Annotated in this window: 20 protein-coding genes; 10 read left to right on the plus strand and 10 right to left on the minus strand. The window is 59.5% G+C overall.

From position 1 onward, the window contains the following. Positions 1-2: 2 nt before the first annotated feature. Complete coding sequence (locus ACYZTM_RS15560; RefSeq protein ID WP_131059087.1) at positions 3-1,790, plus strand: ATP-binding protein; 1,788 nt, start codon at positions 3-5, stop codon at positions 1,788-1,790. A 14-nt stretch (positions 1,791-1,804) separates the two neighbouring features. On the opposite strand, the gene ACYZTM_RS15565 is transcribed toward ACYZTM_RS15560, so the two are convergent. The 7 genes from ACYZTM_RS15565 to ACYZTM_RS15595 form a co-directional block, all read right to left on the minus strand. Next, on the minus strand, positions 1,805-3,418 hold the full coding sequence (locus ACYZTM_RS15565; RefSeq protein WP_131059088.1) for an EAL domain-containing protein: 1,614 nt from the start codon (positions 3,416-3,418) through the stop codon (positions 1,805-1,807). A gap of 75 nt (positions 3,419-3,493) precedes the next feature. Beyond that, complete coding sequence (locus ACYZTM_RS15570) at positions 3,494-4,273, minus strand: N-acetylmuramoyl-L-alanine amidase (RefSeq protein WP_131059089.1); 780 nt, start codon at positions 4,271-4,273, stop codon at positions 3,494-3,496. A gap of 103 nt (positions 4,274-4,376) precedes the next feature. Then, complete coding sequence (locus ACYZTM_RS15575) at positions 4,377-6,413, minus strand: diguanylate cyclase (protein WP_461983311.1); 2,037 nt, start codon at positions 6,411-6,413, stop codon at positions 4,377-4,379. After that, the gene (locus ACYZTM_RS15580; protein ID WP_131059091.1) at positions 6,414-7,289 is read right to left on the minus strand and encodes an endonuclease/exonuclease/phosphatase family protein; all 876 of its coding nucleotides are present in this window, start codon (positions 7,287-7,289) and stop codon (positions 6,414-6,416) included. It lies immediately after the preceding gene. A gap of 14 nt (positions 7,290-7,303) precedes the next feature. After that, positions 7,304-7,945 (minus strand): thiol:disulfide interchange protein DsbA/DsbL, encoded by a 642-nt coding sequence (locus ACYZTM_RS15585; RefSeq protein ID WP_461983313.1) that lies wholly within the window; start codon positions 7,943-7,945, stop codon positions 7,304-7,306. A 200-nt stretch (positions 7,946-8,145) separates the two neighbouring features. Further along, on the minus strand, positions 8,146-8,757 hold the full coding sequence (locus tag ACYZTM_RS15590; RefSeq protein WP_131059093.1) for a c-type cytochrome: 612 nt from the start codon (positions 8,755-8,757) through the stop codon (positions 8,146-8,148). Between the two features lie 46 nt (positions 8,758-8,803). Continuing rightward, on the minus strand, positions 8,804-9,094 hold the full coding sequence (locus tag ACYZTM_RS15595) for a c-type cytochrome (RefSeq protein ID WP_128874650.1): 291 nt from the start codon (positions 9,092-9,094) through the stop codon (positions 8,804-8,806). A gap of 191 nt (positions 9,095-9,285) precedes the next feature. Here ACYZTM_RS15595 and yihA point away from each other — a divergent pair, with 191 nt between their 5' ends. Continuing rightward, positions 9,286-9,930, plus strand: a complete 645-nt coding sequence (gene yihA, locus ACYZTM_RS15600; RefSeq protein WP_046055303.1) for a ribosome biogenesis GTP-binding protein YihA/YsxC — start codon at positions 9,286-9,288, stop codon at positions 9,928-9,930. Between the two features lie 286 nt (positions 9,931-10,216). Here yihA and polA read toward each other — a convergent pair whose 3' ends face one another. Beyond that, positions 10,217-12,988 carry a DNA polymerase I gene (gene polA, locus ACYZTM_RS15605; protein WP_461983316.1) on the minus strand — a complete coding sequence of 924 codons (2,772 nt, stop codon included), beginning with the start codon at positions 12,986-12,988 and terminating at the stop codon, positions 10,217-10,219. Positions 12,989-13,062: 74 nt separating this feature from the next. On the opposite strand from polA, the gene ACYZTM_RS15610 reads away from it, so the two are divergent. Then, positions 13,063-13,353 (plus strand): DUF2782 domain-containing protein, encoded by a 291-nt coding sequence (locus ACYZTM_RS15610; RefSeq protein ID WP_034149452.1) that lies wholly within the window; start codon positions 13,063-13,065, stop codon positions 13,351-13,353. A gap of 58 nt (positions 13,354-13,411) precedes the next feature. Continuing rightward, positions 13,412-14,362: a homoserine kinase gene (locus tag ACYZTM_RS15615; protein WP_461983318.1), complete on the plus strand. Its 951-nt coding sequence runs from the start codon at positions 13,412-13,414 to the stop codon at positions 14,360-14,362. Positions 14,363-14,450: 88 nt separating this feature from the next. Here the strand turns inward: ACYZTM_RS15615 and ACYZTM_RS15620 are convergent, their stop codons facing one another. Then, positions 14,451-15,371: a zinc ABC transporter substrate-binding protein gene (locus ACYZTM_RS15620; RefSeq protein WP_461983320.1), complete on the minus strand. Its 921-nt coding sequence runs from the start codon at positions 15,369-15,371 to the stop codon at positions 14,451-14,453. Between the two features lie 66 nt (positions 15,372-15,437). On the opposite strand from ACYZTM_RS15620, the gene zur reads away from it, so the two are divergent. Genes zur through ACYZTM_RS15640 form a run of 4 tightly spaced genes read left to right on the plus strand, consistent with a single transcriptional unit; the run spans position 15,438 to position 18,240 of the window. Further along, complete coding sequence (zur, locus tag ACYZTM_RS15625) at positions 15,438-15,920, plus strand: zinc uptake transcriptional repressor Zur (protein WP_461956472.1); 483 nt, start codon at positions 15,438-15,440, stop codon at positions 15,918-15,920. Continuing rightward, positions 15,920-16,705 (plus strand): zinc ABC transporter ATP-binding protein ZnuC, encoded by a 786-nt coding sequence (znuC, locus tag ACYZTM_RS15630; protein ID WP_461956473.1) that lies wholly within the window; start codon positions 15,920-15,922, stop codon positions 16,703-16,705. Before zur ends, znuC begins: the two co-directional genes overlap by 1 nt. Then, the gene (znuB, locus tag ACYZTM_RS15635; protein ID WP_017341765.1) at positions 16,698-17,486 is read left to right on the plus strand and encodes a zinc ABC transporter permease subunit ZnuB; all 789 of its coding nucleotides are present in this window, start codon (positions 16,698-16,700) and stop codon (positions 17,484-17,486) included. The genes znuC and znuB overlap by 8 nt, the downstream gene beginning before the upstream one ends. Before the next feature lie 37 nt (positions 17,487-17,523). Next, positions 17,524-18,240 carry a PA5502 family lipoprotein gene (locus ACYZTM_RS15640; RefSeq protein ID WP_461983322.1) on the plus strand — a complete coding sequence of 239 codons (717 nt, stop codon included), beginning with the start codon at positions 17,524-17,526 and terminating at the stop codon, positions 18,238-18,240. Positions 18,241-18,375: 135 nt separating this feature from the next. Here ACYZTM_RS15640 and katE read toward each other — a convergent pair whose 3' ends face one another. Continuing rightward, positions 18,376-20,514: a catalase HPII gene (gene katE / locus ACYZTM_RS15645; protein WP_461983324.1), complete on the minus strand. Its 2,139-nt coding sequence runs from the start codon at positions 20,512-20,514 to the stop codon at positions 18,376-18,378. Between the two features lie 261 nt (positions 20,515-20,775). Here katE and ACYZTM_RS15650 point away from each other — a divergent pair, with 261 nt between their 5' ends. After that, positions 20,776-21,783, plus strand: coding sequence for a methionine ABC transporter ATP-binding protein (locus tag ACYZTM_RS15650; RefSeq protein ID WP_461956476.1), 1,008 nt, complete (start codon positions 20,776-20,778; stop codon positions 21,781-21,783). After that, complete coding sequence (locus ACYZTM_RS15655) at positions 21,783-22,457, plus strand: methionine ABC transporter permease (protein ID WP_461978216.1); 675 nt, start codon at positions 21,783-21,785, stop codon at positions 22,455-22,457. Before ACYZTM_RS15650 ends, ACYZTM_RS15655 begins: the two co-directional genes overlap by 1 nt. Positions 22,458-22,464: the final 7 nt, after the last annotated feature.

Raw genomic sequence — 22,464 nt, forward strand, 5'->3', positions numbered from 1 at the left:
CGATGAAACTGGCGATGAAGCTGCGGACTCGGCTGTTCCTGAGTATTTCGGCGCTGATCACCGTGGCGCTGCTCGGGCTCTTGCTCGGGCTGGTCAGCGTGATGCAGATGGCCGGCACCCAGGAAGTCCAGGTTCGTAACAACTTCGTCACGCTGGACCTGGGGTTGAAATTGCGTCAGACCCTGGGCGATCAGCTCATGATCATGATCAACGACAAGCCTGATCCCGCGGCATTCGAGGCTGCCAGGAAGCACTACCTCGAGTTGCTCGAAGAAGGCATCACCCTTCAGCAATCCGGCAACGGCAGCTACGGTTTCATACAGTCCAAGGCTGACTACCTCGACTTTCTTCAGGTCTACGATCAGACACAAGCGCCGACGCCTGCGTTGAGCGGCAATGAGGCGCTGACGGAAAAATTCAATATTTTGCGCAACGGTCTGGTCACTGAACAAAAGCGCGCACTGGATAACATCAACGATACCGAGCGTAAGGCCCGTGAACGCGCGTTGCTGATTGCCGGTCTGCTCGGGTTGGTGGGGTTGGCGGTGCTGATCATCGGTTTCGTGACTGCTCACGCGATCGCCCGGCGGTTTGGCGCTCCGATCGAAGCGTTGGTCCAGGCCGCCGACAACATCGGCCAGGGCAATTTCGAAGTGACCCTGCCGGTTTCCTCCGCCGAGGAAATGAACCAACTGACCAAGCGCTTCGGCATCATGGCGCAGGCGCTGCGTGAGCACCAGGCGATGAATATCGACGAGCTGCTCGCCGGTCAGCAACGTTTGCAGGCGGTACTCGACAGCATCGACGATGGGTTGTTGATGATCGACCGCGAAGGCCATTTGGAGCACCTCAATCCAGTGGCCCAGCGGCAGTTGGGTTGGGACTCCGATCGTCTCGGCCAAGGGCTGGGCACAGCGCTCGATCGTCCCGAACTCGATGAGCAGCTGCAACTGGTACTGCGCGGCGGGACCCTGGAGCGGGCGCCGGAAGACCTGAGCGTTGAGGTCGATGGTGAATCGAGGTTACTGACTTACAGCCTGACCCCGGTCAGCCACACACAGGGCCATATACTCGGCGCCGTGATGGTGTTGCATGACGTCACCGAACAGCGTGCCTTCGAGAGGGTGCGCAGCGAGTTTGTCTTGCGCGCCTCCCATGAGCTGCGCACACCGGTGACCGGAATGCATATGGCCTTCGGCCTGTTCCGCGAGCGGGCGAAATTTCCTGAGGACTCCCGCGAAGCCGACTTGCTGGACACCGTGAACGAAGAAATGCAGCGCTTGATGCAGTTGATCAACGACCTGCTGAATTTCTCTCGCTACCAGAACGGATTGCAGAAGCTCACGCTGGCGCCGTGTTCAATCGAAGATCTACTGGGTGAGGCTCAGGCGCGTTTTGCCGGGGCTGCGGCGCAGAAGGGCATCGAGATGCGGGTGGAAGTGCAGGGCCCGTTACCCAGATTGCAGGCTGACCAAGCGCAATTGGACCGGGTGCTCGATAACTTGATCGATAACGCTTTGCGCCATACCGCCCAGGATGGACTGATACGTCTGCAGGCGCGACGCCATGGGGAGCGGGTGATTATCAGCGTCGAAGACAACGGCGAAGGCATTGCCTATGGTCAACAGGGGAGGATCTTCGAACCCTTTGTTCAGGTTGGTCGCAAGAAGGGCGGTGCCGGGCTTGGTTTGGCGTTGTGCAAGGAAATCGTGCAGTTGCATGGCGGGCGGATGGGCGTTTATTCGCGGCCGGGGCAGGGTACGCAGTTCTACATGGCGCTGGCGGTTTAACCCCGGCAGTCTCCTCAGGCTTCATCATCCAGGCGTCGATTGCTCAGTCGGCGACCACGGGTAATCAGTTCGATGAACTGCACGGCGCTCAGTGCATGAGCAAACAGCCAGCCCTGACCGTACTTCACTCCTTCGCTGCTCAGAAATGCCGCTTGGGCTTCATGTTCGATGCCCTCGGCAATCACCCTGAGTTGCAGGGCCTGGGCCATGTGAATGATGTGTGGTGCCACGCCGCTGCTGGCGGCGTCATGGCCCAGCGCATCAATGAACGCCTTGTCGATTTTCAGGCAGTCCACCGGCAGGGTTTGCAGGTAGGCGAGGCTGCAATAGCCCGTGCCGAAATCATCGATCAACACCTGATGCCCGACATCGCGCAAGGCTTGCAGGTTTTCCCTGGCCACCACCACATCGATCAAGCCACGCTCAGTCACCTCAAAGGCAATCTGCTTCGCCGCGACCCGGTGCAAGGTCAGCAGGCGTGCCATCACCTGGCCGATACGCGGCACCATGACGTCGCAAGCTGCAAGGTTGACGGAGATGTACAACTGCGGATTGGCGCGTAGCAGTTGCCCTAGTTGTTCGAGAAGTCGCTGTAATACGAAGTCGGTCATCTGGCGGATCTGGCCGGTGTTCTCGGCCATCGGAATGAACAGGTCGGGGCTGGTCAGCGTGCCGTCCGGCCTTCGCCAGCGCAGCAAGGCTTCGGCCCCGACACAGTTGCGGCTGTCGAGATCGAAGATCGGTTGATACAGCACCTGTAATTCGCCTCGCCGTATGGCGCCGTTCAGTTCGGCGTCCAGTGACTGACGCTGGCGCACCAGCAGAAACACCATGAAACCGACTAAAACACCCAGCGCCAGACTGGCCGGCAGCAGCCACCACCACACTCCTGGCACATGCATGCCCGTGCGCGGGGTGATCAGCACTAATTGGTATTCGGGATTGTTGGTGGGCATACGGTAAATCAAGCGGGTTTGTGTCACTTGCAAGGCGTCGCGGCTTGTCAGGGGCAAGGACTCTTTGGGTGGCCAGGCCTGTGGCACACCCAGCACAGGAATCGCGCGGGTGCCATTATCGAGTACCACCAGCAGGCTGCTTTCCGGCGACAGATCGACCATGTCGGTCAAATGGCCGCGAGAGGTTGCGACCCGAAAATTGCCGCGTCCCAGCATCAGCGCCGCACGGTTTTCATCGGGTTCGGTGGTAGTGTTCAGCCAGAAACTGTAGGTGGGGCCCTTGATGTCCGGGGGGCGAATCATCGACAGCCCTCCCTGGCGAGGGCGATTTGAACAGATCCGCGATGCATCCATGTAAGTGGCTTCATAAACGAATCGGTAGTTGAAGCTGACCTGTTGCAAGGTCGCGATCATTTCATCATCGCAGCCTCGCAGCGGCTGGGCTTCCAGATCGTCGAGGCTTTCGCGTAGCTGCCCGAACAGCTGCTCCAGCCGGGCGAGGAAGCGCTCGCCCTGGGCGTTCATTTCCTGACTTTCCCTCTGCTCGACCTGATTCATCGCTAAAAACAGGCTGGCAGCCATCAATAGCGTTGCGCTCAAGGCAGCAGCCAGCATCGCCAAAAACCAGGGGCGATAAAACCAGCTACGGAGCGTCTCTCGAGCTACAGCCATTATGGATATCCGAAGAATTACCAATGAGTTATAGCTGCTGATTGAGAAAAAGCCCTTACCGTCGGGCGGGCGTCATTATTTTGTCTGATTCAAGACTTGCAGGAGCGCCGCAGTCTGAGCGTCCGGTGTGCCGTCGAATCGGGAGGGGCGAAAATGCATCTGGAAGGCCGCCAGTACGTGACGCGTGGCCACATCTAGCTCGCCCGTTTGTGGTGTGGCATAACCCAGGCGAGCCAGCTGTCCCTGATACCAACTGATGCTCGGCAGTTCTGTTACGAACCGGGCTTGTTGGCGTACGACGGCCTGCTCGTTTGGCCAGACGCCGAGGCCTTCGGCGGCCAGGCGCTTCCAGGGGAACAGCGGGCCGGGATCGAGCTTGCGCAGCGGCGCGATGTCGCTATGGCCGATGATGGAGTGAGGATTGATGTTGTAACGCTTGCTGATGTCCTTAAGTAGAAAGATCAACGACTGAACCTGATCTTCACTGTAGGGGTACCAGAGTCGGCCGGTCGGCGTGTCTTTGAAGCCAGGATTGACGATCTCGATGCCGATGGAGCTCGAATTCAGCCACGTCCGGCCTTGCCATTCGCTTTCGCCTGCATGCCAGGCGCGAAGATTTTCACCCATCAGCTTATAGATGGTGGCGCCCTTGTCGTCACCGATCAGGTAGTGGCTGCTGACTTCGCCGTGGGTCAGCAATTGCAGCGAGCTTTCGAGCGAGGCGGAGGTGTAATGCACCACCACGAACTGAATACGACTGTCGTGATTGGCTGAAGGGTGGCTGGTGTCGATCCGGGGACCGCTGGCACAGCCTGCCAGCAGAAGCAGCGACACGATAAGGGCAAGACATTTCATGGCTAGAAGGAATACACGCAAGACAGTAATGCAACAGTGTAACGTACTGCCTTGCGAGCCGAGGGCAAAAGCGCTGTTTTAAATAAAATGGAACAATTGGCTGTCAGCCTGCCTCCAGTCGATTGCGACCGGCGTTTTTTGCACGGTATAGCGCCTGATCGGCTCTTTTCAGTACCAGATCGCTGTGTTCGCCGGCTTTAAACGCAGTCACACCCATGGAAATGGTGATCGTCACCCGCTCGCCCTTGAAGTGAAAAGGGCAGGCTTCGATTGATGCGCGCAAGGATTCCAGCAGTTTCGCTCCGGCAGCCAATGGCGTAGCGGGCATCAACAGGACAAATTCCTCACCGCCAAACCGCGCAATGAAATCCGTCCCCCGCAGGCGTTTGCGCAGCACGCTGGCGATGATTTTCAGCACCTTGTCGCCTGCCAGGTGGCCGTAGTTATCGTTGATGCGTTTGAAATGGTCGAGATCGAGCATCGCCAGCAACAGGGTGTCGCCGTGTTGCTGCCATTGGTGGACTTCGTGTTCCAGTCGTTCACTCCAGGCTGCTCGATTGGGCAGGCTGGTGAGTGGATCGATCAGGGCTTTCTGGCGCTGTTCTTCAAGGTGCTCACGGTAGCCCAGCGCTTCCTGTTCCATGTGCGCCACACGTTCGGCCAAGCTATGCAAGCGTGCCGCGACTTCCTGCTCACGTTCGTCGCGCTGCTTCTGGTGTTGATCCATGGTGCCGAGCAGGCCTTCGAGATGGTTTTCCAGGACGTGCTTGAGGTCGTCCAGGTCCGCCGCTTCCTGCATGCTGCTCTGCAGGCCATCAACTTGCTCGCGGATCTGTGTATCCATCTCGCGCGCAGCAGATCGGTTGTCGGCATGGCCGTCGCTGGCCGCCTGCAAGTTGCTCTGGAATGACTCGAGGCGTTCGTTGAGTTGCTGCAGATAAGCTTCGAATTCATGCTGACCGCTGTCGGTGATCGCCAGCATCAAAGTCGCCAGATCGTCGAGGATCGGGATTAATTCATACCAGTTCAGACCGTTTTGCAGGCGATCACGCATTGCTTCTGCTTGCGGTCGATGGCGTTCGGGCAGCGTCAGGTCGTCGAGCAGGCCCAGGAGCGTGTCTTCGATGTGCTTGGCAACCGAACTGTAGGACGGCTCGGGCGAGTCGGGCAGGGCGTAGAGAATATGCTCTGGCTCGAAGTGCTCTGCATCGATGGTCGCCAATGCCGGGGTCAGTTCATCAGGGTTGATTGCCTGTTGAATTGGCTCGGCTGGCACGATGTCCGGAAGCGCTGGCTCCTGCAGTTGTTCAATGTTCGGCTGTACGTGTGGCTCTACAGTTTGCGCAGATGCAGTTTTTGGCTGTAGCACAGGCGGGACAAAGGCCACCACTTCAGGAGTGGGTGCCTCTGCGGCTGGTGCCTGCGTCTCCAGGGTTTCAGGAATGGCTGCGGCGGGTTGGGCGTCGAGTACCGTTGGCGGTACGACTGACGGCTGCTCGACCACAGAGGCGAGATCGACCGTTTCATTCGGGGTTGCGGCCAGCGGCGCGGCAACGGGTTCGACAGTCGCCGCTTGCACCGCAGGAGCGGCGATCTGCGGCGCGGCCTCATCCGTTTCCCGGTTACCGAACAGTCGCTGCAGAAAACCAGGACGATCAGGCTCTGGCGGGGTGTCCAGTTGACGCAAGGCTTTGCCTTGCAGGCCACTGAGTTCGCTGAGTAGCAGCGGAATCTCGCGCGCCTGACTGACTCGGCCATCCAGTTGTTTGGCAAAGTTCTTGAGCGGTCGGCTGACTTCGCGAGGCAGCGGCAGTGTTTGTAGCTGAGTCACCAGTGCTGTCAGTGCGGCGCTGGTCTGATTGATCCGGGTTTCCCGGCGCTGCTCGGAATCGAGTACGGCTTTTTCCAGGCGCGGAAGCAGGGCGGCCAGGCCGGCGTCCATGTCATCGGTGCGCACGACTTCGCGCATTTCCTTCATGCACTGGTCAACGGCGCGATCGGTGCCTTCTGCGGCCAGCGTACTGCGCACCAACCCACGACGCAGCAAGTCGAGACGGGCATCCCATCGGCGTTCGAGCTTTTCCTGTTGTTCGATGCTTTTAAGGTATTTCTCTTTCCAGCGCTGTGTTTCGTCGCTCATTCATGGGATCCGCGAAGGGGCAGGAATCAACGCGGGGAATGCATCGGCCGTGAGCGAACCCGGCAGACGAATCTCTACCGCGACGGGCAGGTGATCTGAAATCGGTTGTGCCAGCACCTCGACCTTTTCAAGGGTCAGGGTGGGGCTGAGCAGAATATGGTCCAGGCAGCGCTGCGGGCGCCAGCTTGGAAAGGTCGCTTCCATTTGCGGCGCGAGCAGGCCGAGGTCACGCAACGGGGAGGTTTGCAGCAAGTCACTGGCGTGGGTATTCATGTCGCCCATCAGCACCTGGTGTTTGTAACCGCCAATCAACTCGCGGATGTAAGCCAGTTGCATGGTGCGGGCCCGAGCGCCCAAAGCCAGGTGCATCATTACCACTACCAGCGCCTCTGGACCCTCGCCGAAGCGCACCAGAATCGCCCCGCGACCCTTGGGCCCCGGCAGCGGATGATCTTCAATCGCCCACGGGCGCAGGCGGCTGAGCACGCCATTGCTGTGCTGGCCGAGACGACCGAGGTTGCGATTGAGTTGTTGATACCAGTAGGGGAAGGCGCCGAGCTGCGCCAAGTGCTCAACCTGATTGACGTAGCCTGATCGCAGGCTTCCGCCATCGGCTTCCTGCAAGGCGACCAGATCGAAGTCGCCCAACAGATTGCCGATCTTTTGCAGGTTGTCGGCACGCCCGGTGTGCGGCAACAGATGCTGCCAGCCTCGGGTCAGGTAGTGCCGATAGCGCTCGGTACTGATGCCGACCTGGATATTGAAACTGAGCAAACGCAAACGGCTGTCTGCGGGCAAGCCCGTCGATTCCAGATGATGCTCGTTGACCCGCGGATCATGCCGGCCAACGACGCGTTCAGTACCCCAGCGGCGCATGGCAGCCGCCGCGCTTAGTTGGCGGCAGCCTTGTTAGCCGCTCGCTCTTTGTCGACCAGTTTGTCGGCCAGTTGCAAAGCTTGTTCGGCGCCGCCGGCAGAGCCCACGTCAAAGCGATACTTGCCGTTGACGATCATGGTTGGAACGCCGGTAATTTCATATTTCTTGGCAAGCTCGCGAGCCTTGGTGATCTGGCCCTTGATAGCGAAAGAGTCGAAGGTCGCCAGGAACTTGTCCTTGTCTACGCCTTGAGTCGCCAGGAAGTCGGCCATTTCATTTTTGTCGACCAGCTTCTTGTGTTCTTTCTGAATCGCTTCGAACACCGCAGCGTGAACCTTGTTCTCGACGCCCATGGCTTCAAGGGTCAGGAACATCTGGCCGTGTGCGTCCCATGGGCCGCCGAACATGGCCGGAATACGTACGAAGTTCACGTCGGAAGGCAGCTTCTCGACCCAAGGATTGATCACCGGTTCAAAAGCGTAGCAATGCGGGCAGCCGTACCAGAACAGCTCCACGACTTCGATCTTGCCAGGCACGGCGACCGGAACCGGATTGGTCAGTTCGACGTAAGGGGCGGCGGGTGCTTCGGCGGCTTGGGCAGTCAGGCCGAACAGGCTGGCAGCGACGAGTGCGGCGCTGATGATCAGATTACGCATGCTTTACTCCTGGACAATTTGGGTCGCCTCGCGCGACCTGTTTTCAGACAGGTCCTGGCGGGCTTGAGTTCTGTAGTGTAACGGCAGCGGCCACAAAAAAGGGCGGCCTAAGCCACCCTTTTTATACTTGCTGCGACGGATTAATAGAGCGTTAACGTTGCAGGAGATGTACGCCCCGCGCGACGCCCTATTCGTCGGTCTTAGTGCAGGCCCTGAATGTAGCTGGACACCGCGGCGATATCTTCGTCGCTCAGCTTTTTGGCAATGCTCTGCATCGGTTTGGTATCGCCATCGTTGGCACGACCGCCTTCCTCTTTGCGGAAGTCGGTCAATTGCTTGGCAACATACTGAGCATGCTGGCCGCCCAGATGCGGGAAACCGGCAGCCGCGTTACCCTTGCCGTCCGGCGAGTGGCAGCCGGTGCAGGCTGGCAGGCCTTTGGCCAGGTCGCCACCACGGAACAGTGCTTCACCGCGAGACACGACTTTCGGGTCGGCGGCGCCAACACTGCCTTTCTGGCTGGCGAAGTAAGCGGACATATCGGCCAGGTCCTGATCGCTCAGGTTGGTGAGCAGGCCGGTCATTTCCAGAACGGTACGCTTGCCGGACTTGATGTCGTGCAGCTGCTTGTTCAGATAACGCTCGCCCTGGCCTGCCAGTTTCGGAAAGTTAGGCGCCATGCTGTTGCCATCCGGGCCATGACAGGCGCCACATACTGCGGCTTTCGCCTGACCAGCAGTTGCATCACCTGCAGCATGGGCTATGCCGGAGATCCCCACGGTCAACAGCAGACTCACGATCAATTTGTTCATCAGCTAATCCAACTACGGCTAAGGGTTAAAGAGTTATGGGCCGGGATCACTCGCTCATCCACTGGATGATGGCTCGGTAATCCTCGGCACTGCAGTCCATGCACAAACCACGCGGCGGCATCGCCTTGAAACCCTGGGTCACGTGTTGCACCAGCGTCTCCATACCTTTCGCCAACCTCGGCGTCCAAGCTTCCTGATCGCCCTTTTTGGGCGCCATGGGTAGTTGGCCGGAATGACAGGCACCACAAACACGGTTGTACACAGCTTCCGGATCCTGTGTAGCCTGAGCGCTGTAAAGCGGCATCAAGACACCGGCAGCTAGCAGCCATTTCGTCATAAAACGACCTTTTCAGGGTTGAGAGCGTTCTGCGTTCTAATGCGCAATCAAGGTCAATCGCTCTCGTGAACTTCATCCTACGCTGGGACAAAGCGCACACAAAATCTGCGGCATTATATACTGGCGTCACTGAAACGGAAACGACACCGCTTACCGCGTCCATCCCCGGCGCCGCCCACATCGGAAATCCCATGCAACTCAAGAACCCCATCCTCGGCCTGTGCCAACAGTCCACCTTCATGCTCAGCGCTGCCAAAGTCGACCAATGTCCCGACGACGAAGGCTTTGAAGTGGCCTTCGCCGGGCGTTCCAACGCCGGTAAATCCAGCGCGCTGAACACTTTGACGCACGCCAGCCTGGCGCGGACCTCGAAAACTCCGGGTCGCACGCAGCTTTTGAACTTCTTCAAGCTAGACGATGATCGTCGTCTGGTCGACCTCCCGGGTTACGGTTACGCGAAAGTACCTATCCCGTTGAAGCTGCACTGGCAGCGTCACCTGGAAGCTTATCTGGGTGGTCGCGAGAGTTTGAAGGGTCTGATTCTGATGATGGACATCCGTCATCCAATGACCGACTTCGACCTGTTGATGCTCGACTGGGCCGTGGCCAGCGGCATGCCGATGCACATTTTGCTGACCAAAGCCGACAAGCTGACCTACGGCGCGGCGAAAAACGTCCTGCTCAAGGTCCAGACAGACATCCGCAAAGGGTGGGGCGATGCGATCAGTATTCAGCTGTTTTCGGCGCCAAAACGCATGGGCCTGGAAGACGCCTACACTGTACTGGCAGGCTGGATGGAACTGGCGGACAAAGGCTCCGAGATTGCCGAGCAATAAATCGCAGGCAAAAAAAACCCCGGACTTCTTATGGGGAGGGGGAAGTTCCGGGGTTCAAGTTCCGGACCGTTAGGGCGGGGTCCAGATATCTGCCAACACTTAACACAACATAGGAGCATCGAAGGGCTTCACCAGCCATTCAGTAACTCTGAGTGGCGGTTCACGGGTTTAGTTCCTGAGTGGGTCAAAATCCATTCGGAATAAGCCCAAGCATTTTTCGAAATAACAGCCCTTCGACCTTTCTGCCGCGGCGCTATGCCGCAGCAGAAAACGCCTTTCAGACGGCTCAGTGAGCCTCATCCCAGTTATTGCCTACGCCAACCTCGACCAGAAGCGGCACATCCAGCTTCACGGCGTCGCTCATGTGCGCGCGAATTTCATCGCGGACCTGGTCGACCAGATCTTCACGCACCTCAAGCACCAATTCATCGTGCACCTGCAGGATGACTTTGGCGTCCAGGCCCGATGAGGTCAGCCAGTTATCCACCGCCACCATGGCTTTCTTGATGATGTCCGCCGCCGTGCCCTGCATCGGGGCGTTGATCGCCGTGCGCTCGGCACCTTTGCGCAGGGCCGGGTTTTTCGCGTTGATTTCCGGCAGGTACAGGCGACGACCGAAGATCGTCTCGACAAAACCTTGCTCGGCCGCCTGGGCGCGGGTGCGTTCCATATATTCCAGAACACCCGGGTAGCGGGCGAAATAACGGTCGATGTACGCCTGGGATTGCTTGCGATCAACGCCGATCTGCTTGGCCAGGCCAAACGCGCTCATGCCGTAGATCAAACCGAAGTTGATCGCCTTGGCGCTGCGACGCTGATCGATGGTGACGTCGGCCAGTTCCACGCCGAACACTTCGGCGGCGGTGGCCCTGTGCACGTCCAGGTCATTGCGGAACGCGTGCAGCAAACCTTCGTCCTTGGCCAGGTGAGCCATGATCCGCAGTTCGATCTGCGAATAGTCCGCCGCCAGCAGCTTGTAGCCTTTAGGCGCGACGAACGCCTGACGAATCCGACGCCCTTCAGCCGTGCGGATCGGAATGTTCTGCAAGTTCGGATCACTGGACGACAAACGCCCTGTCGCTGCGACAGCCTGATGATAAGACGTGTGAATCCGCCCGGTGCGCGGGTTGATCTGCTCCGGCAAGCGATCGGTGTAAGTGCTTTTCAGCTTGCTCATGGAGCGGTACTGCATTAGCACTTTGGGCAGCGGGTAATCCTGCTCGGCCAATTCCGCGAGGACGGCTTCGGCGGTGGATGCCTGGCCCTTGGCAGTTTTGCTGAGGATCGGCAGCCCGAGCTTTTCGTACAGGATCACGCCCAATTGCTTCGGCGAGCCGAGGTTGAATTCTTCGCCGGCGATGGCGAATGCCTCACGCTCCAGAGCGACCATTTTTTCGCCCAGTTCAACGCTTTGAATGCCCAGCAGGTTGGCATCGACCAATGCGCCCTGGCGTTCGATTCGCGCGAGTACCGGCACCAGCGGCATTTCGATTTCGCTCAGGACTTTGCTCAGGCTCGGGATGGCATTGAGCTTTTCCTGCAAGGTTTGATGCAGGCGCAGCGTTACGTCGGCGTCTTCGGCGGCGTAAGGCCCGGCCAGTTCCAGCGAGATCTGGTCGAACGTCAGCTGCTTGGCGCCCTTGCCGGCAATGTCCTGGAAGCTGGTAGTGGTGTGGTTCAGGTACTTCAGCGCCAGGCTGTCCATGTCGTGGCGGGTCGCAGTGGAATCCAGCACGTAGGATTCGAGCATGGTGTCGAAGGCAATGCCTTGCACGGTGATGCCGCAGCTCTGGTCACCACCGATGGCGCAGTTGGCCAGGATGTTCATGTCGAACTTGGCGTGCTGGCCGACCTTGAGTTTGTTCGGGTCTTCCAGAATCGGTTTCAGCGCGCGCAGCACGGTGTCGCGATCGAGCTGATCCGGCACGCCCATGTAGGAATGGGTCAGCGGGATGTAGGCCGCTTCGTTGGCCTGTACAGCAAACGACAGGCCGACCAGCTGCGCTTGCTGCGCGTCGATGCCAGTGGTTTCAGTATCGAAGGCGATCAGCTTGGCGTCGTTGAGCTTCTTCAGCCACAGGTCGAAATCGGCCTGGGTGAGAATCGTGGTGTACTTGAGTTCAGTCTCGACAGCGGCTTCTTCAGCCACCGGAGCGGTGACTTCCTGGCCGGAACGCTTGGCGTCGCGCTGGTTGTCGTCGAACCAACTCTTGAATTCCAGCAGGGTGTAGAGATCGGCGAGTTTGTCGTGATCTGGCTGACCCATTTGCAAGTCGTCGAGGCCGATATCCAGCGGTACGTCGATCTTGATGGTCGCCAGTTGATAGGAGAGGAACGCCATCTCCTTGTGCTCTTCGAGCTTGGCCGGCAGTGTCTTGGCGCCGCGAATCGGCAGGGTCGGGACGATGTCGAGCTGTGCGTACAGCTCGGTCAGGCCGCCGTTCACACCGACCAGCAGGCCCGAAGCGGTCTTCGGACCAATGCCCGGAACGCCCGGAATGTTGTCGGAAGAGTCGCCCATCAGTGCCAGATAATCGATGATCTGCTCGGGAGCGACGCCGAATTTCTCCTTCACGCCCTCCACGTCCAGCGCGCTACCGGTCATGGTGTTGACCAAGGTAATGTGGCCATCGACCAGTTGCGCCATGTCCTTGTCGCCGGTGGAGATCACCACCGGGCGGTCAGCCGCCGCGCTGCTGCGGGCCAGTGTGCCGATCACGTCATCGGCCTCGACGCCTTCGACGCACAGCAGCGGGAAGCCCAGCGCGATCACGCTCTGGTGCAGTGGCTCGATCTGCACGCGCATGTCATCTGGCATGCTCGGACGGTTGGCCTTGTATTCGGCGTACATGTCATCGCGAAACGTCCCACCCTTGGCGTCGAACACCACGGCGAACGGACTGTCCGGGTACTGCTTACGCAGACTCTTGAGCATGTTCAACACGCCTTTGACCGCACCGGTCGGCAGGCCTTTGGACGTGGTCAGTGGTGGGAGGGCGTGAAAGGCGCGGTACAGGTAAGAAGAACCGTCCACCAGGACGAGGGGGGCTTGGCTCATGAGCAGGATCAACCTTTTCGGCGGGTCCGGCGCTAGAATAGCGGGACCGTTGACGACAAAGGGACAAGGTTATCATGCGCACACTAAATCGCCTGTTGCTGGCTGGCTTGTTTGCAACCGTTCCCCTGGCTGTCATGGCGGCGGACGATGCGCCGACACCGGAGCCGGAAGTCACGATCCGCACGGAAGGGGACAAGGTCATTCAGGAGTACCGCCAAAACGGTTTCCTGTACGCGATCAAAGTCACGCCGAAGGGTGCACCGCCCTATTTTCTGGTGCGTGCGGACGGTACCGATGCAAACTTCATCCGCTCGGATCAGCCGGATATGCTGATTCCGTCATGGAAAATTTTTGAGTGGAAGTAGTTTCTTAATTTCAATCGGCGCTGGCTCAAGCAGCGGCGCCCGTACTGGCAGTTTAAACATGTCTGTGTTCACCCCGCTGGCTCGGCCCGAGCTGGAAACCTTTCTCGCCCCATACGGGCTCGGCCGCCTGCTTGATTTCCAGGGGATTGCCGCCGGTAGTGAGAACACCAATTTCTTCATCAGCCTGGAGCAGGGCGAATTTGTCCTGACTCTGGTTGAGCGCGGTCCGGTTCAGGAGATGCCGTTCTTCATCGAACTGCTCGACGTGCTGCACGAAGCCGATCTGCCGGTGCCGTACGCGTTGCGAACCACCGACGGCGTTGCCTTGCGCGAACTGGCCGGCAAGCCTGCGCTGTTGCAGCCACGTCTGGCCGGCAAGCACATCAAGGTCGCCAACGCGCAGCATTGCGCTCAAGTCGGCGAGCTGCTGGGCCATCTGCACCTGGCGACCCAGGCCAACATGATCAAGCGCAAAACCGATCGTGGCCTGGACTGGATGCTGGAGGAGGGCACGCAGTTGCTGTCCCACCTGAATGCCGAGCAAAGCAATCTGCTGCAACGGGCGCTGGACGAAATCACTCAGCAGAAAACGAAAATTCTGGCGTTGCCACGGGCCAACATCCACGCCGACCTGTTCCGCGACAACGCGATGTTCGAAGGCACGCACCTGACCGGGCTGATCGACTTCTACAACGCGTGTTCGGGGCCGATGCTCTACGACGTGGCGATTGCCTTGAATGACTGGTGTTCAGGCGATGACGGTCTGATCGACGGACCGCGAGCGCGAGCATTGCTCGGGGCTTATGCGGCGTTGCGGCCGTTCACGGCAGCCGAAGCCGAGCTGTGGCCGACCATGCTGCGCGTGGCGTGTGTGCGGTTTTGGTTGTCACGGTTGATCGCCGCGGAATCTTTCGCCGGGCAGGACGTGTTGATTCACGATCCGATGGAGTTCCAGCAGCGGTTGGCGCAGCGGCAGAAGGTCAGCACGCCGCTGCCGTTCGCCCTCTAAAAGCTTCGCGGGCAAGCCTCGCTCCTACAGGTTGGTGTGATCTGTAGGAGCGAGGCTTGCCCGCGAATGGGGCGCCGCAATTCTGGAATTACAACGACTCCAGACACCCCGCCAAATCATTCCCCAACTTCTCCAGCACCTGCTCATATCCCTGAGCAGTCGCCGGCGTGTACCCGCCCAGCGCATCCAGCTCCGCCAGTTTCACCGGTAGGCCGGCTACCAGCGTTTCCGCTAGGCGCGGACGCAACGGAGGCTCACTGAACACGCAAGTCTTGCCAACTTCCTGCAGGCGTGTGCGCATGGCCGCGACATGTTGAGCACCCGGCTGCACTTCCGCAGCGACGCTGAATACGCCGGTGTGCTTGAGGCCGTAAGCGTCTTCGAAATAGTCGAACGCCTCGTGGAACACGAAGTAAGGTTTGCCGGCGATGCCGGCCAGACGCGCCTTCAGTCGCAGGTCCAACGCATCCAGACGCTCATCGAACGCCTTGAGGTTGCTCTGATAACGCGCCGCATTGGCCGGATCGGCCACACTCAGGTCAGCAGCCATTTTGCTGGCGATTACGCGGGCGTTCACCGGTGACAACCACAAATGCGAGTCCAGGCTGCCTGGGCGATGATCGTGGTCATGCTCGTCGGCTTCTTCGGCGTGGGAATGGCTGTCTTCGGCGAAACGGCGCAGTTTCAGCCCCGGCAAATCCTGGATGGCGACGCTCGGCAGCGTACGACCGTTCAGCACACGAGGCAGGAAACCTTCCATGTCCGGACCGATCCAGTAAACCAGATCCACCGATTGCACCTTCCGTACGTCGGACGGGCGCAAGGCATAGTTATGCGGCGAAGCACCGGGCGGCAGTAGCACTTCCGGAATCGCCACGCCGTCCTGCACCGCAGCGGCAATCAGCTGTAGAGGCTTGATGCTGGTAAGGACTTTGACGTTGGCCTGGACCGAACCAATCAGCAGAAAACTTGCGACAAATGCGACAAAGATAGAAAAAAGTCGGGACACGATGACCACTCGAAGAGGTGAGAACGGGTAACATAATAACGTCTCTCACAAAACTCGTCGCCGCTCATGCCTAAAACACCGATTGCCAGCCGTCCCCACGATCACTCTCATTGCGTGCATAGCGCTCTGTCGGAGGCCGATGCCTTGTGCGCACGTCAAGGCTTGCGCCTGACCGCGTTGCGTCGGCGGGTGCTGGAACTGGTGTGGCAAAGCCACAAACCGCTGGGTGCCTACGACATCCTCGCGGTGCTCAGCGAACAGGATGGCCGTCGCGCCGCGCCGCCAACTGTGTACCGCGCGCTGGATTTCCTGCTGGAAAACGGCCTTGTCCACCGCATCTCCTCGTTGAACGCCTTCATTGGCTGCAATTACCCTGAGCATGCCCACCAGGGCCAGTTCCTCATTTGCCGCGAATGCCACGCCGCCATCGAGCTCGAACAGAAATCCATCAGCGACGCGATCATCAGCAGCGCCAAGGATGTCGGGTTTGTCGTCGAAGGCCAGACCGTTGAAGTCGTCGGTCTCTGCTCGGGTTGCCAGGGGGCTTGATGAGCAACGCGCTGATCCGCCTCGAGCAGGTTGCCGTCACCTTTGCCGGGCAAAACGTGCTGGATAACATCGAGCTGAGCGTCGAGCCGGGGCAGATCGTCACCCTGATCGGCCCGAATGGTGCGGGCAAAACCACGCTGGTGCGCGCCGTGCTCGGTCTGTTGAAGCCGGACAGCGGCAGCGTCTGGCGCAAGCCGAAACTGCGGGTCGGTTACATGCCGCAAAAACTTCACGTCGATCCGACGCTGCCGCTGTCCGTGCTTCGCTTCTTGCGTCTGGTGCCGGGCGTGGACCGGGCCAGGGCCTTGGCAGCACTCAAGGAAGTCGGCGCCGAGCAGGTGATCGACAGTCCGGTGCAAAGCGTTTCCGGTGGCGAAATGCAGCGCGTGCTGCTGGCTCGGGCCTTGTTGCGTGAGCCGGAATTGCTGGTGCTCGACGAACCGGTGCAAGGTGTCGACGTGGCCGGTCAGGCCGAGCTCTACAGCCTGATCACACGCCTGCGCGACCGTCACGGCTGCGGCGTGTTGATGGTCTCCCACGATTTGCACCTGGTCATGAGCACCACCGACCAAGTGGTGTGCCTGAATCGTCATGTTTGCTGCTCCGGGCACCCGGAACAGGTCAGCGGCGATCCGGCGTTCGTCGAGCTGTTCGGGAAGAACGCACAAAGCCTGGCGATTTATCACCATCACCACGACCACGCCCATGACCTGCATGGCTCGGTAGTCAGCGCGGCCCCGGCGGCCCACACCCATGTCCATGGAGATAGCTGCAAGCATGGCTGATTTTCTGCTCTACGCCCTGCTTGCAGGTCTGGCTTTGGCACTGGTCGCAGGACCGCTGGGTTCGTTTGTGGTCTGGCGGCGCATGGCCTATTTCGGCGACACCCTGTCCCACGCGGCCTTGCTCGGCGTGGCGTTGGGCTTTTTGCTGGATGTCAGCCCGACCGTGGCAGTCACCGTCGGCTGTTTGCTGTTGGCGGTGCTGCTGGTGACGTTGCAACAGCGTCAGCCGCTGGCGTCCGACACGCTCTTGGGAATTCTCGCACCGAGCACGCTCTCTCTGGGCCTGGTCGTACTAAGCTTCATGCACGAAGTGCGGATCGACCTGATGGCTTATCTGTTCGGCGACTTGCTGGCGATCAGCCCGACCGATCTGGCCTGGATTCTCGGCGGCAGCGCGGCCGTTCTAGCCTTGCTGGTGACATTGTGGCGGCCATTGCTGGCAATCACGGTGCACGAAGAATTGGCCAGAGTGGAAGGTTTGCCGGTGCCGGCGCTGCGCCTGACCCTGATGTTGCTGATCGCTGTGGTGATCGCTGTGGCGATGAAAATCGTCGGTGTGTTGCTGATTACTTCGTTGTTGATCATCCCGGCGGCTGCGGCACAACGTCACGCCCGCTCGCCGGAGCAGATGGCACTGGGCGCGAGCCTGCTGGGCATGCTCGCGGTCTGTGGCGGGTTGGCGCTGTCGTGGTTCAAGGACACACCGGCGGGCCCATCGATTGTTGTGACGGCCGCCGCACTGTTTCTGCTGAGTTTTGTCCTGCCCCGTCGAGGGGTGTAGACTTGCTCGTTTTTTGCGCAAATAGAGAGTCGCAGGAATGAAGCTGTTAGCCTCCCGTTATCTGCTCCTTGTCGCATTTTCGCTGCTACTGGGCGCTTGCCAAAGCACGCCATCGGCCACCACTGAGGCGGCCGATGCTCGCGCCACGGCGATCGCGCAGCTGGAACAAAACCTGGCCAGCAGCGAGCTGGCCACCGCCGAAGATCAACTGGCGACCTTGCAGGCCCAGTCGCCCGACGACCCATCCCTTGTGCAATATCAGCGGCAATTGGCCGAAGCCTATCTGCGCCGCAGCCAGATCGTGCTGCAAAAGGGCGATGTTAATGCGGCCGCCACGGCGCTGGCTCGAGCTCGGGCGTTGATGCCCAAGGCTCCGGCGCTGACCGGTGGGGTCAACAACGCCATCGTTAATGCGCGTAAAGCCGAGCTGGATAGAGCGGAAGCGGCGCTGTTGGCTGCTGAGGCTAAACCGCAGGCGAAAGTGATCGATCCGACTGCTGAAAGCACCACAGTTGCTTTAAACCTCACCGATATGACTAAGCTTCGCCGCCAACTGGATGCGATTGCCGCCGATGTGGTGAATTATCAGTGCGACGTGAGCATTCAGGCGCCGCGCACCCAGGATTATCCTTGGTTGGCCACGTTACTGACCAAGCGGGTGAAGAAGCTGGATTCGAATTTTGAGTTGAATCTGGAAAGACAGATCCTGCGAAACGTTCCGGCGCAGATGGTCTTGAGCCCGCGTAAACCCTAAAAGCTTCGCGGGCAAGCCTCGCTCCTACAGGGTCGCGTCGTTCATCACACAAGCGAACGACTCGATACTTGTAGGAGCGAGCGGTGCGGCGGTCCGACTTGCCCGCGAAGGCGTCCTCTCTAAATACTCAAATCCTTAAGCCGGAATCGCCTTGGCCTTCGGCTCCCGATCCCAAACCCGATGCTGCCCGATCGCCGCAAAAAAAGGTTTGATCAACTTGGCATCCGCTCCCACGATCAACCCCGCATCCACCTCAAGCTTCAACACATCCAGCAACTGCTTCGCCTCGCCATGCAACGCAATCGCCTTCAAGTGCTTGTACGCCTCCAACAGGTAATGCAGCGCTACGCCATCACCGCTCAACGCCTTGATCGACGCCGCGCCACCGGGCACGAACACTGCGTCGAACGCCACTGACGGCAACCCTTCCATGGACGCATCTACCGGTAGTGTTTTGCCATCGGCGGTAGTCACAGGTGCGGAGGTCGGGCCGAGCAACTTGGCGTGTGCCCCTTCGGCTTTCAACGCCTTCTTCATCGCATCAATCGCAGCACCATCGACACCGTTGGCCGCAAGAATCGCCACTTTGCGGGTTTTGATATCCGCCGGCAGCAGGTTGGCCTGGCTCAAGGCCGGTGAGCGGTCCGGCGAGGTTTTACGCACTTCGACGGTGCCAGCCTTTGGCGCCGGCAAGCCGAGGTTCTGTGCCACGCGCTTGGCCAGTTCCAGATCGATATTGGCCAGGATCTCATTCACCTGACGCGCCCGGATGAACTCACGCTCGACCTTGCCCAGCTCAAAGCTGTAAGCCGAGATGATGTGTTCCTGCTCGTGCTTGCTCATGCTGTGGAAAAACAGGCGTGCCTGGGAGAAATGGTCGCTGAACGACTCGCTGCGTTGGCGAATCTTGTTGGCGTCAATGCGCTCAGGGTAGCTCTCGAACCCACCGTCCTGCGCGGCGGGCGGCGTTTCTTTTGGCCAGCCGCCATCGATGGAGTTCGGTTCGTAGGCCGCGCGCCCCTTGTCGATGGTGGTGCGATGCAACGCATCCCGTTGGCCGTTATGGAACGGCGCCACCGGACGGTTGATCGGAATCTCGTGAAAGTTCGGCCCGCCGAGTCGGCTGATTTGCGTATCGGTGTAGGAAAACAGTCGACCTTGCAGCAAAGGATCGTTGGAGAAGTCGATTCCCGGCACGATATGGCCTGGGCAGAACGCAACCTGCTCGGTTTCCGCAAAGAAGTTGTCGGGGTTACGGTTGAGGGTCATTTTGCCCAACGGAGTAATCGGCACCAGTTCTTCCGGGATCAGCTTGGTCGGGTCGAGGATATCGAAGTCGAATTTATGTTCGTTTTCTTCCTCGATGACCTGCACGCCCAGTTCCCATTCCGGGTAGTCGCCCATCTCGATCGACTCCCAGAGATCACGACGGTGATAGTCGGTGTCTTTACCGGCGAGCTTCTGCGCTTCATCCCACACCAGCGAGCAAGTACCGGCGGTAGGGCGCCAGTGGAATTTGACGAAGCGTGATTTCCCTTCGGCATTGATCAACCGGAACGTATGCACACCAAAGCCTTGCATGCTGCGCAGGCTTTTAGGGATCGCCCGGTCGGACATGGCCCAGATCACCATGTGCGCTGATTCCGGCACCAGTGAAACGAAGTCCCAGAACGTATCGTGGGCCGAGCCACCGGTAGGAATCTCGTTATGCGGCTCGGGCTTCACGGCGTGCACGAAGTCGGGAAACTTGATCGCATCCTGAATGAAAAACACCGGCATGTTGTTGCCCACCAGGTCGAAGTTGCCTTCGTCGGTGAAGAACTTTACGGCGAAACCGCGTACGTCCCGCACGGTATCGCCCGACCCGCGAGGTCCTTGCACCGTGGAAAAGCGCACGAACACCGGGGTTTTCTTGCCCGGATCCTGTAGGAATCCGGCCTTGGTCAGGACCGAATGATTTTCATAGGTCTGGAAGTAGCCATGGGCGCCCGTGCCGCGGGCGTGAACGATGCGCTCTGGAATGCGTTCATGGTCAAAGTGCGTGATCTTTTCACGCATGATGAAGTCTTCCAGCAGCGACGGTCCGCGGGCGCCGACCTTCAAGGTGTTCTGGTTGTCCGACACCTTCACGCCCTGATTGGTGCGCAGGGCCTGTTCGGTGGCATCGGAGCGGAATTTTTCCAGGCTATCGAGCTTGGCATTGGTGTTGCCGCGGTCCAGGGAATCGGTCCCGGCCATTGCGCTTTTGGGGGCTGCAGGCTTTTTAGTACTCATCAGTCGTAAACTCCTCGTTGCGATCCCGTAGCCAGGACTCATATGCATTCCCCAGGCACGGCACCGGGGGGCGTTTTCGAGTTGCCTTATTAGTGACTGATGAGCTTTTTAGCCGTTCCTTTTTTCTAACCTTTGATCGCGTTATTGCCAAATGGAAGGTTGAATGCGGAATAAATGCTAATAACCTCTATACGGACAGGCTAAAATGCGCGCCCGGCTAACCGCTGACCCTATTCCAACGCGCCCCACAAGGTTCGCTACGTGATCGAGTTTCAAAACGTCCACAAAACCTACCGCGTCGCCGGTAAGGATATCCCCGCCCTGCACCCGACCAGTCTGACGATTGAGAACGGTCAGGTCTTCGGCCTGATCGGTCATTCCGGTGCGGGAAAAAGTACCCTGCTGCGTCTGATCAATCGCCTGGAAGAGTCCAGTGGCGGCAAGATCTTCGTCGACGGCGAAGAAGTCACGGCGCTCGACGCCAACAGCCTGCGACGCTTCCGCCAGCAGGTCGGGATGATTTTCCAGCACTTCAACCTGCTGGCGTCCAAGACCGTGGCCGACAACGTCGCGCTGCCACTGACCCTGGCCGGTGAACTGTCGCGCAGCGAGATCGACCAGCGTGTCGCCGAGTTGCTGGCGCGGGTGGGCTTGTCCGACCACGCCAAGAAGTATCCGGCGCAGCTGTCCGGCGGCCAGAAGCAGCGTGTCGGCATTGCCCGCGCCCTGGCGACCAAGCCAAAAATCCTGTTGTGCGACGAAGCCACCAGCGCCCTGGACCCGCAGACCACTGCGTCGGTCCTGCAATTGCTGGCCGAGATCAATCGCGAGCTGAAACTGACCATCGTCCTGATCACCCACGAGATGGACGTGATCCGCCGGGTCTGCGACCAGGTGGCGGTAATGGATGCCGGTGTGATCGTCGAGCAAGGTTCGGTCGCCGAGGTGTTCCTGCATCCCAAGCACCCGACCACCAAACGTTTCGTGCAAGAAGACGAACAGATCGATGAAAGCGAACAGCGTGACGACTTCTCTCACGTGCCGGGCCGTATTGTGCGTCTGACCTTCCAGGGCGAAGCGACCTACGCGCCGTTGCTGGGTACCGTCGCTCGTGAAACGGGTGTGGACTACAGCATCCTGGCCGGTCGTATCGACCGCATCAAAGACATCCCCTATGGGCAGTTGACCCTGGCCGTCACCGGTGGCGACATGGAGGCGGCGTTCGCCCACTTCACCGCGGCTGATGTCCACATGGAGGTCCTGCGCTGATGGAAGTCCTGACAAGTTTCTTCGTCAACATCGACTGGTTCGAAATCTGGCTGGCCACCGGCGACACCCTGCTGATGCTCTTCGGTTCGTTGTTGTTCACCGTTTTGCTCGGCCTGCCGTTGGGCGTGCTGTTGTTCCTGTGCAGCCCGCGTCAGTTGCTGGAAGCCAGAGGCGTCTACGCGATGCTGTCGCTGATGGTGAACATCCTGCGTTCACTGCCGTTCATTATTCTGCTGATCGTGATGATCCCGTTCACCGTGTTGATCACCGGCACGTCCCTCGGGGTTGCCGGTGCCATTCCACCGCTGGTGATTGGCGCTACGCCGTTCTTCGCGCGACTGGTGGAAACTGCCCTGCGTGAAGTGGATCGCGGCATCATCGAGGCCACCCAGGCCATGGGCGCCACGACACGGCAGATCATCACCAATGCCTTGCTGCCGGAAGCCCGCCCGGGCATCTTCGCGGCGATTACGGTGACAGCGATTACACTGGTGTCCTACACGGCAATGGCCGGTGTGGTCGGCGCGGGTGGTCTGGGTGACCTGGCGATCCGTTTCGGTTACCAGCGTTTCCAGCCTGATGTGATGGTCGTGACCGTGATGTTGCTGCTGGTGCTGGTGCAAGTGCTGCAAACCGTTGGCGACAAGCTGGTTGTCCATTTCTCACGTAAATAAGACTGAG

Source organism: Pseudomonas sp. MDT2-39-1 (genome assembly GCF_054898085.1).

Excerpts from the sequence above, each read along its gene's own strand:
- ACYZTM_RS15560 (WP_131059087.1), top strand. The coding sequence starts at position 3 with ATGAAACTGGCGATGAAGCTGCGGACTCGGCTGTTCCTGAGTATTTCG.
- ACYZTM_RS15565 (WP_131059088.1), bottom strand. The coding sequence starts at position 3,418 with ATGGCTGTAGCTCGAGAGACGCTCCGTAGCTGGTTTTATCGCCCCTGG.
- ACYZTM_RS15570 (WP_131059089.1), bottom strand. The coding sequence starts at position 4,273 with ATGAAATGTCTTGCCCTTATCGTGTCGCTGCTTCTGCTGGCAGGCTGT.
- ACYZTM_RS15575 (WP_461983311.1), bottom strand. The coding sequence starts at position 6,413 with ATGAGCGACGAAACACAGCGCTGGAAAGAGAAATACCTTAAAAGCATC.
- ACYZTM_RS15580 (WP_131059091.1), bottom strand. The coding sequence starts at position 7,289 with ATGCGCCGCTGGGGTACTGAACGCGTCGTTGGCCGGCATGATCCGCGG.
- ACYZTM_RS15585 (WP_461983313.1), bottom strand. The coding sequence starts at position 7,945 with ATGCGTAATCTGATCATCAGCGCCGCACTCGTCGCTGCCAGCCTGTTC.
- ACYZTM_RS15590 (WP_131059093.1), bottom strand. The coding sequence starts at position 8,757 with ATGAACAAATTGATCGTGAGTCTGCTGTTGACCGTGGGGATCTCCGGC.
- ACYZTM_RS15595 (WP_128874650.1), bottom strand. The coding sequence starts at position 9,094 with ATGACGAAATGGCTGCTAGCTGCCGGTGTCTTGATGCCGCTTTACAGC.
- yihA (WP_046055303.1), top strand. The coding sequence starts at position 9,286 with ATGCAACTCAAGAACCCCATCCTCGGCCTGTGCCAACAGTCCACCTTC.
- polA (WP_461983316.1), bottom strand. The coding sequence starts at position 12,988 with ATGAGCCAAGCCCCCCTCGTCCTGGTGGACGGTTCTTCTTACCTGTAC.
- ACYZTM_RS15610 (WP_034149452.1), top strand. The coding sequence starts at position 13,063 with ATGCGCACACTAAATCGCCTGTTGCTGGCTGGCTTGTTTGCAACCGTT.
- ACYZTM_RS15615 (WP_461983318.1), top strand. The coding sequence starts at position 13,412 with ATGTCTGTGTTCACCCCGCTGGCTCGGCCCGAGCTGGAAACCTTTCTC.
- zur (WP_461956472.1), top strand. The coding sequence starts at position 15,438 with ATGCCTAAAACACCGATTGCCAGCCGTCCCCACGATCACTCTCATTGC.
- znuC (WP_461956473.1), top strand. The coding sequence starts at position 15,920 with ATGAGCAACGCGCTGATCCGCCTCGAGCAGGTTGCCGTCACCTTTGCC.
- znuB (WP_017341765.1), top strand. The coding sequence starts at position 16,698 with ATGGCTGATTTTCTGCTCTACGCCCTGCTTGCAGGTCTGGCTTTGGCA.
- ACYZTM_RS15640 (WP_461983322.1), top strand. The coding sequence starts at position 17,524 with ATGAAGCTGTTAGCCTCCCGTTATCTGCTCCTTGTCGCATTTTCGCTG.
- katE (WP_461983324.1), bottom strand. The coding sequence starts at position 20,514 with ATGAGTACTAAAAAGCCTGCAGCCCCCAAAAGCGCAATGGCCGGGACC.
- ACYZTM_RS15655 (WP_461978216.1), top strand. The coding sequence starts at position 21,783 with ATGGAAGTCCTGACAAGTTTCTTCGTCAACATCGACTGGTTCGAAATC.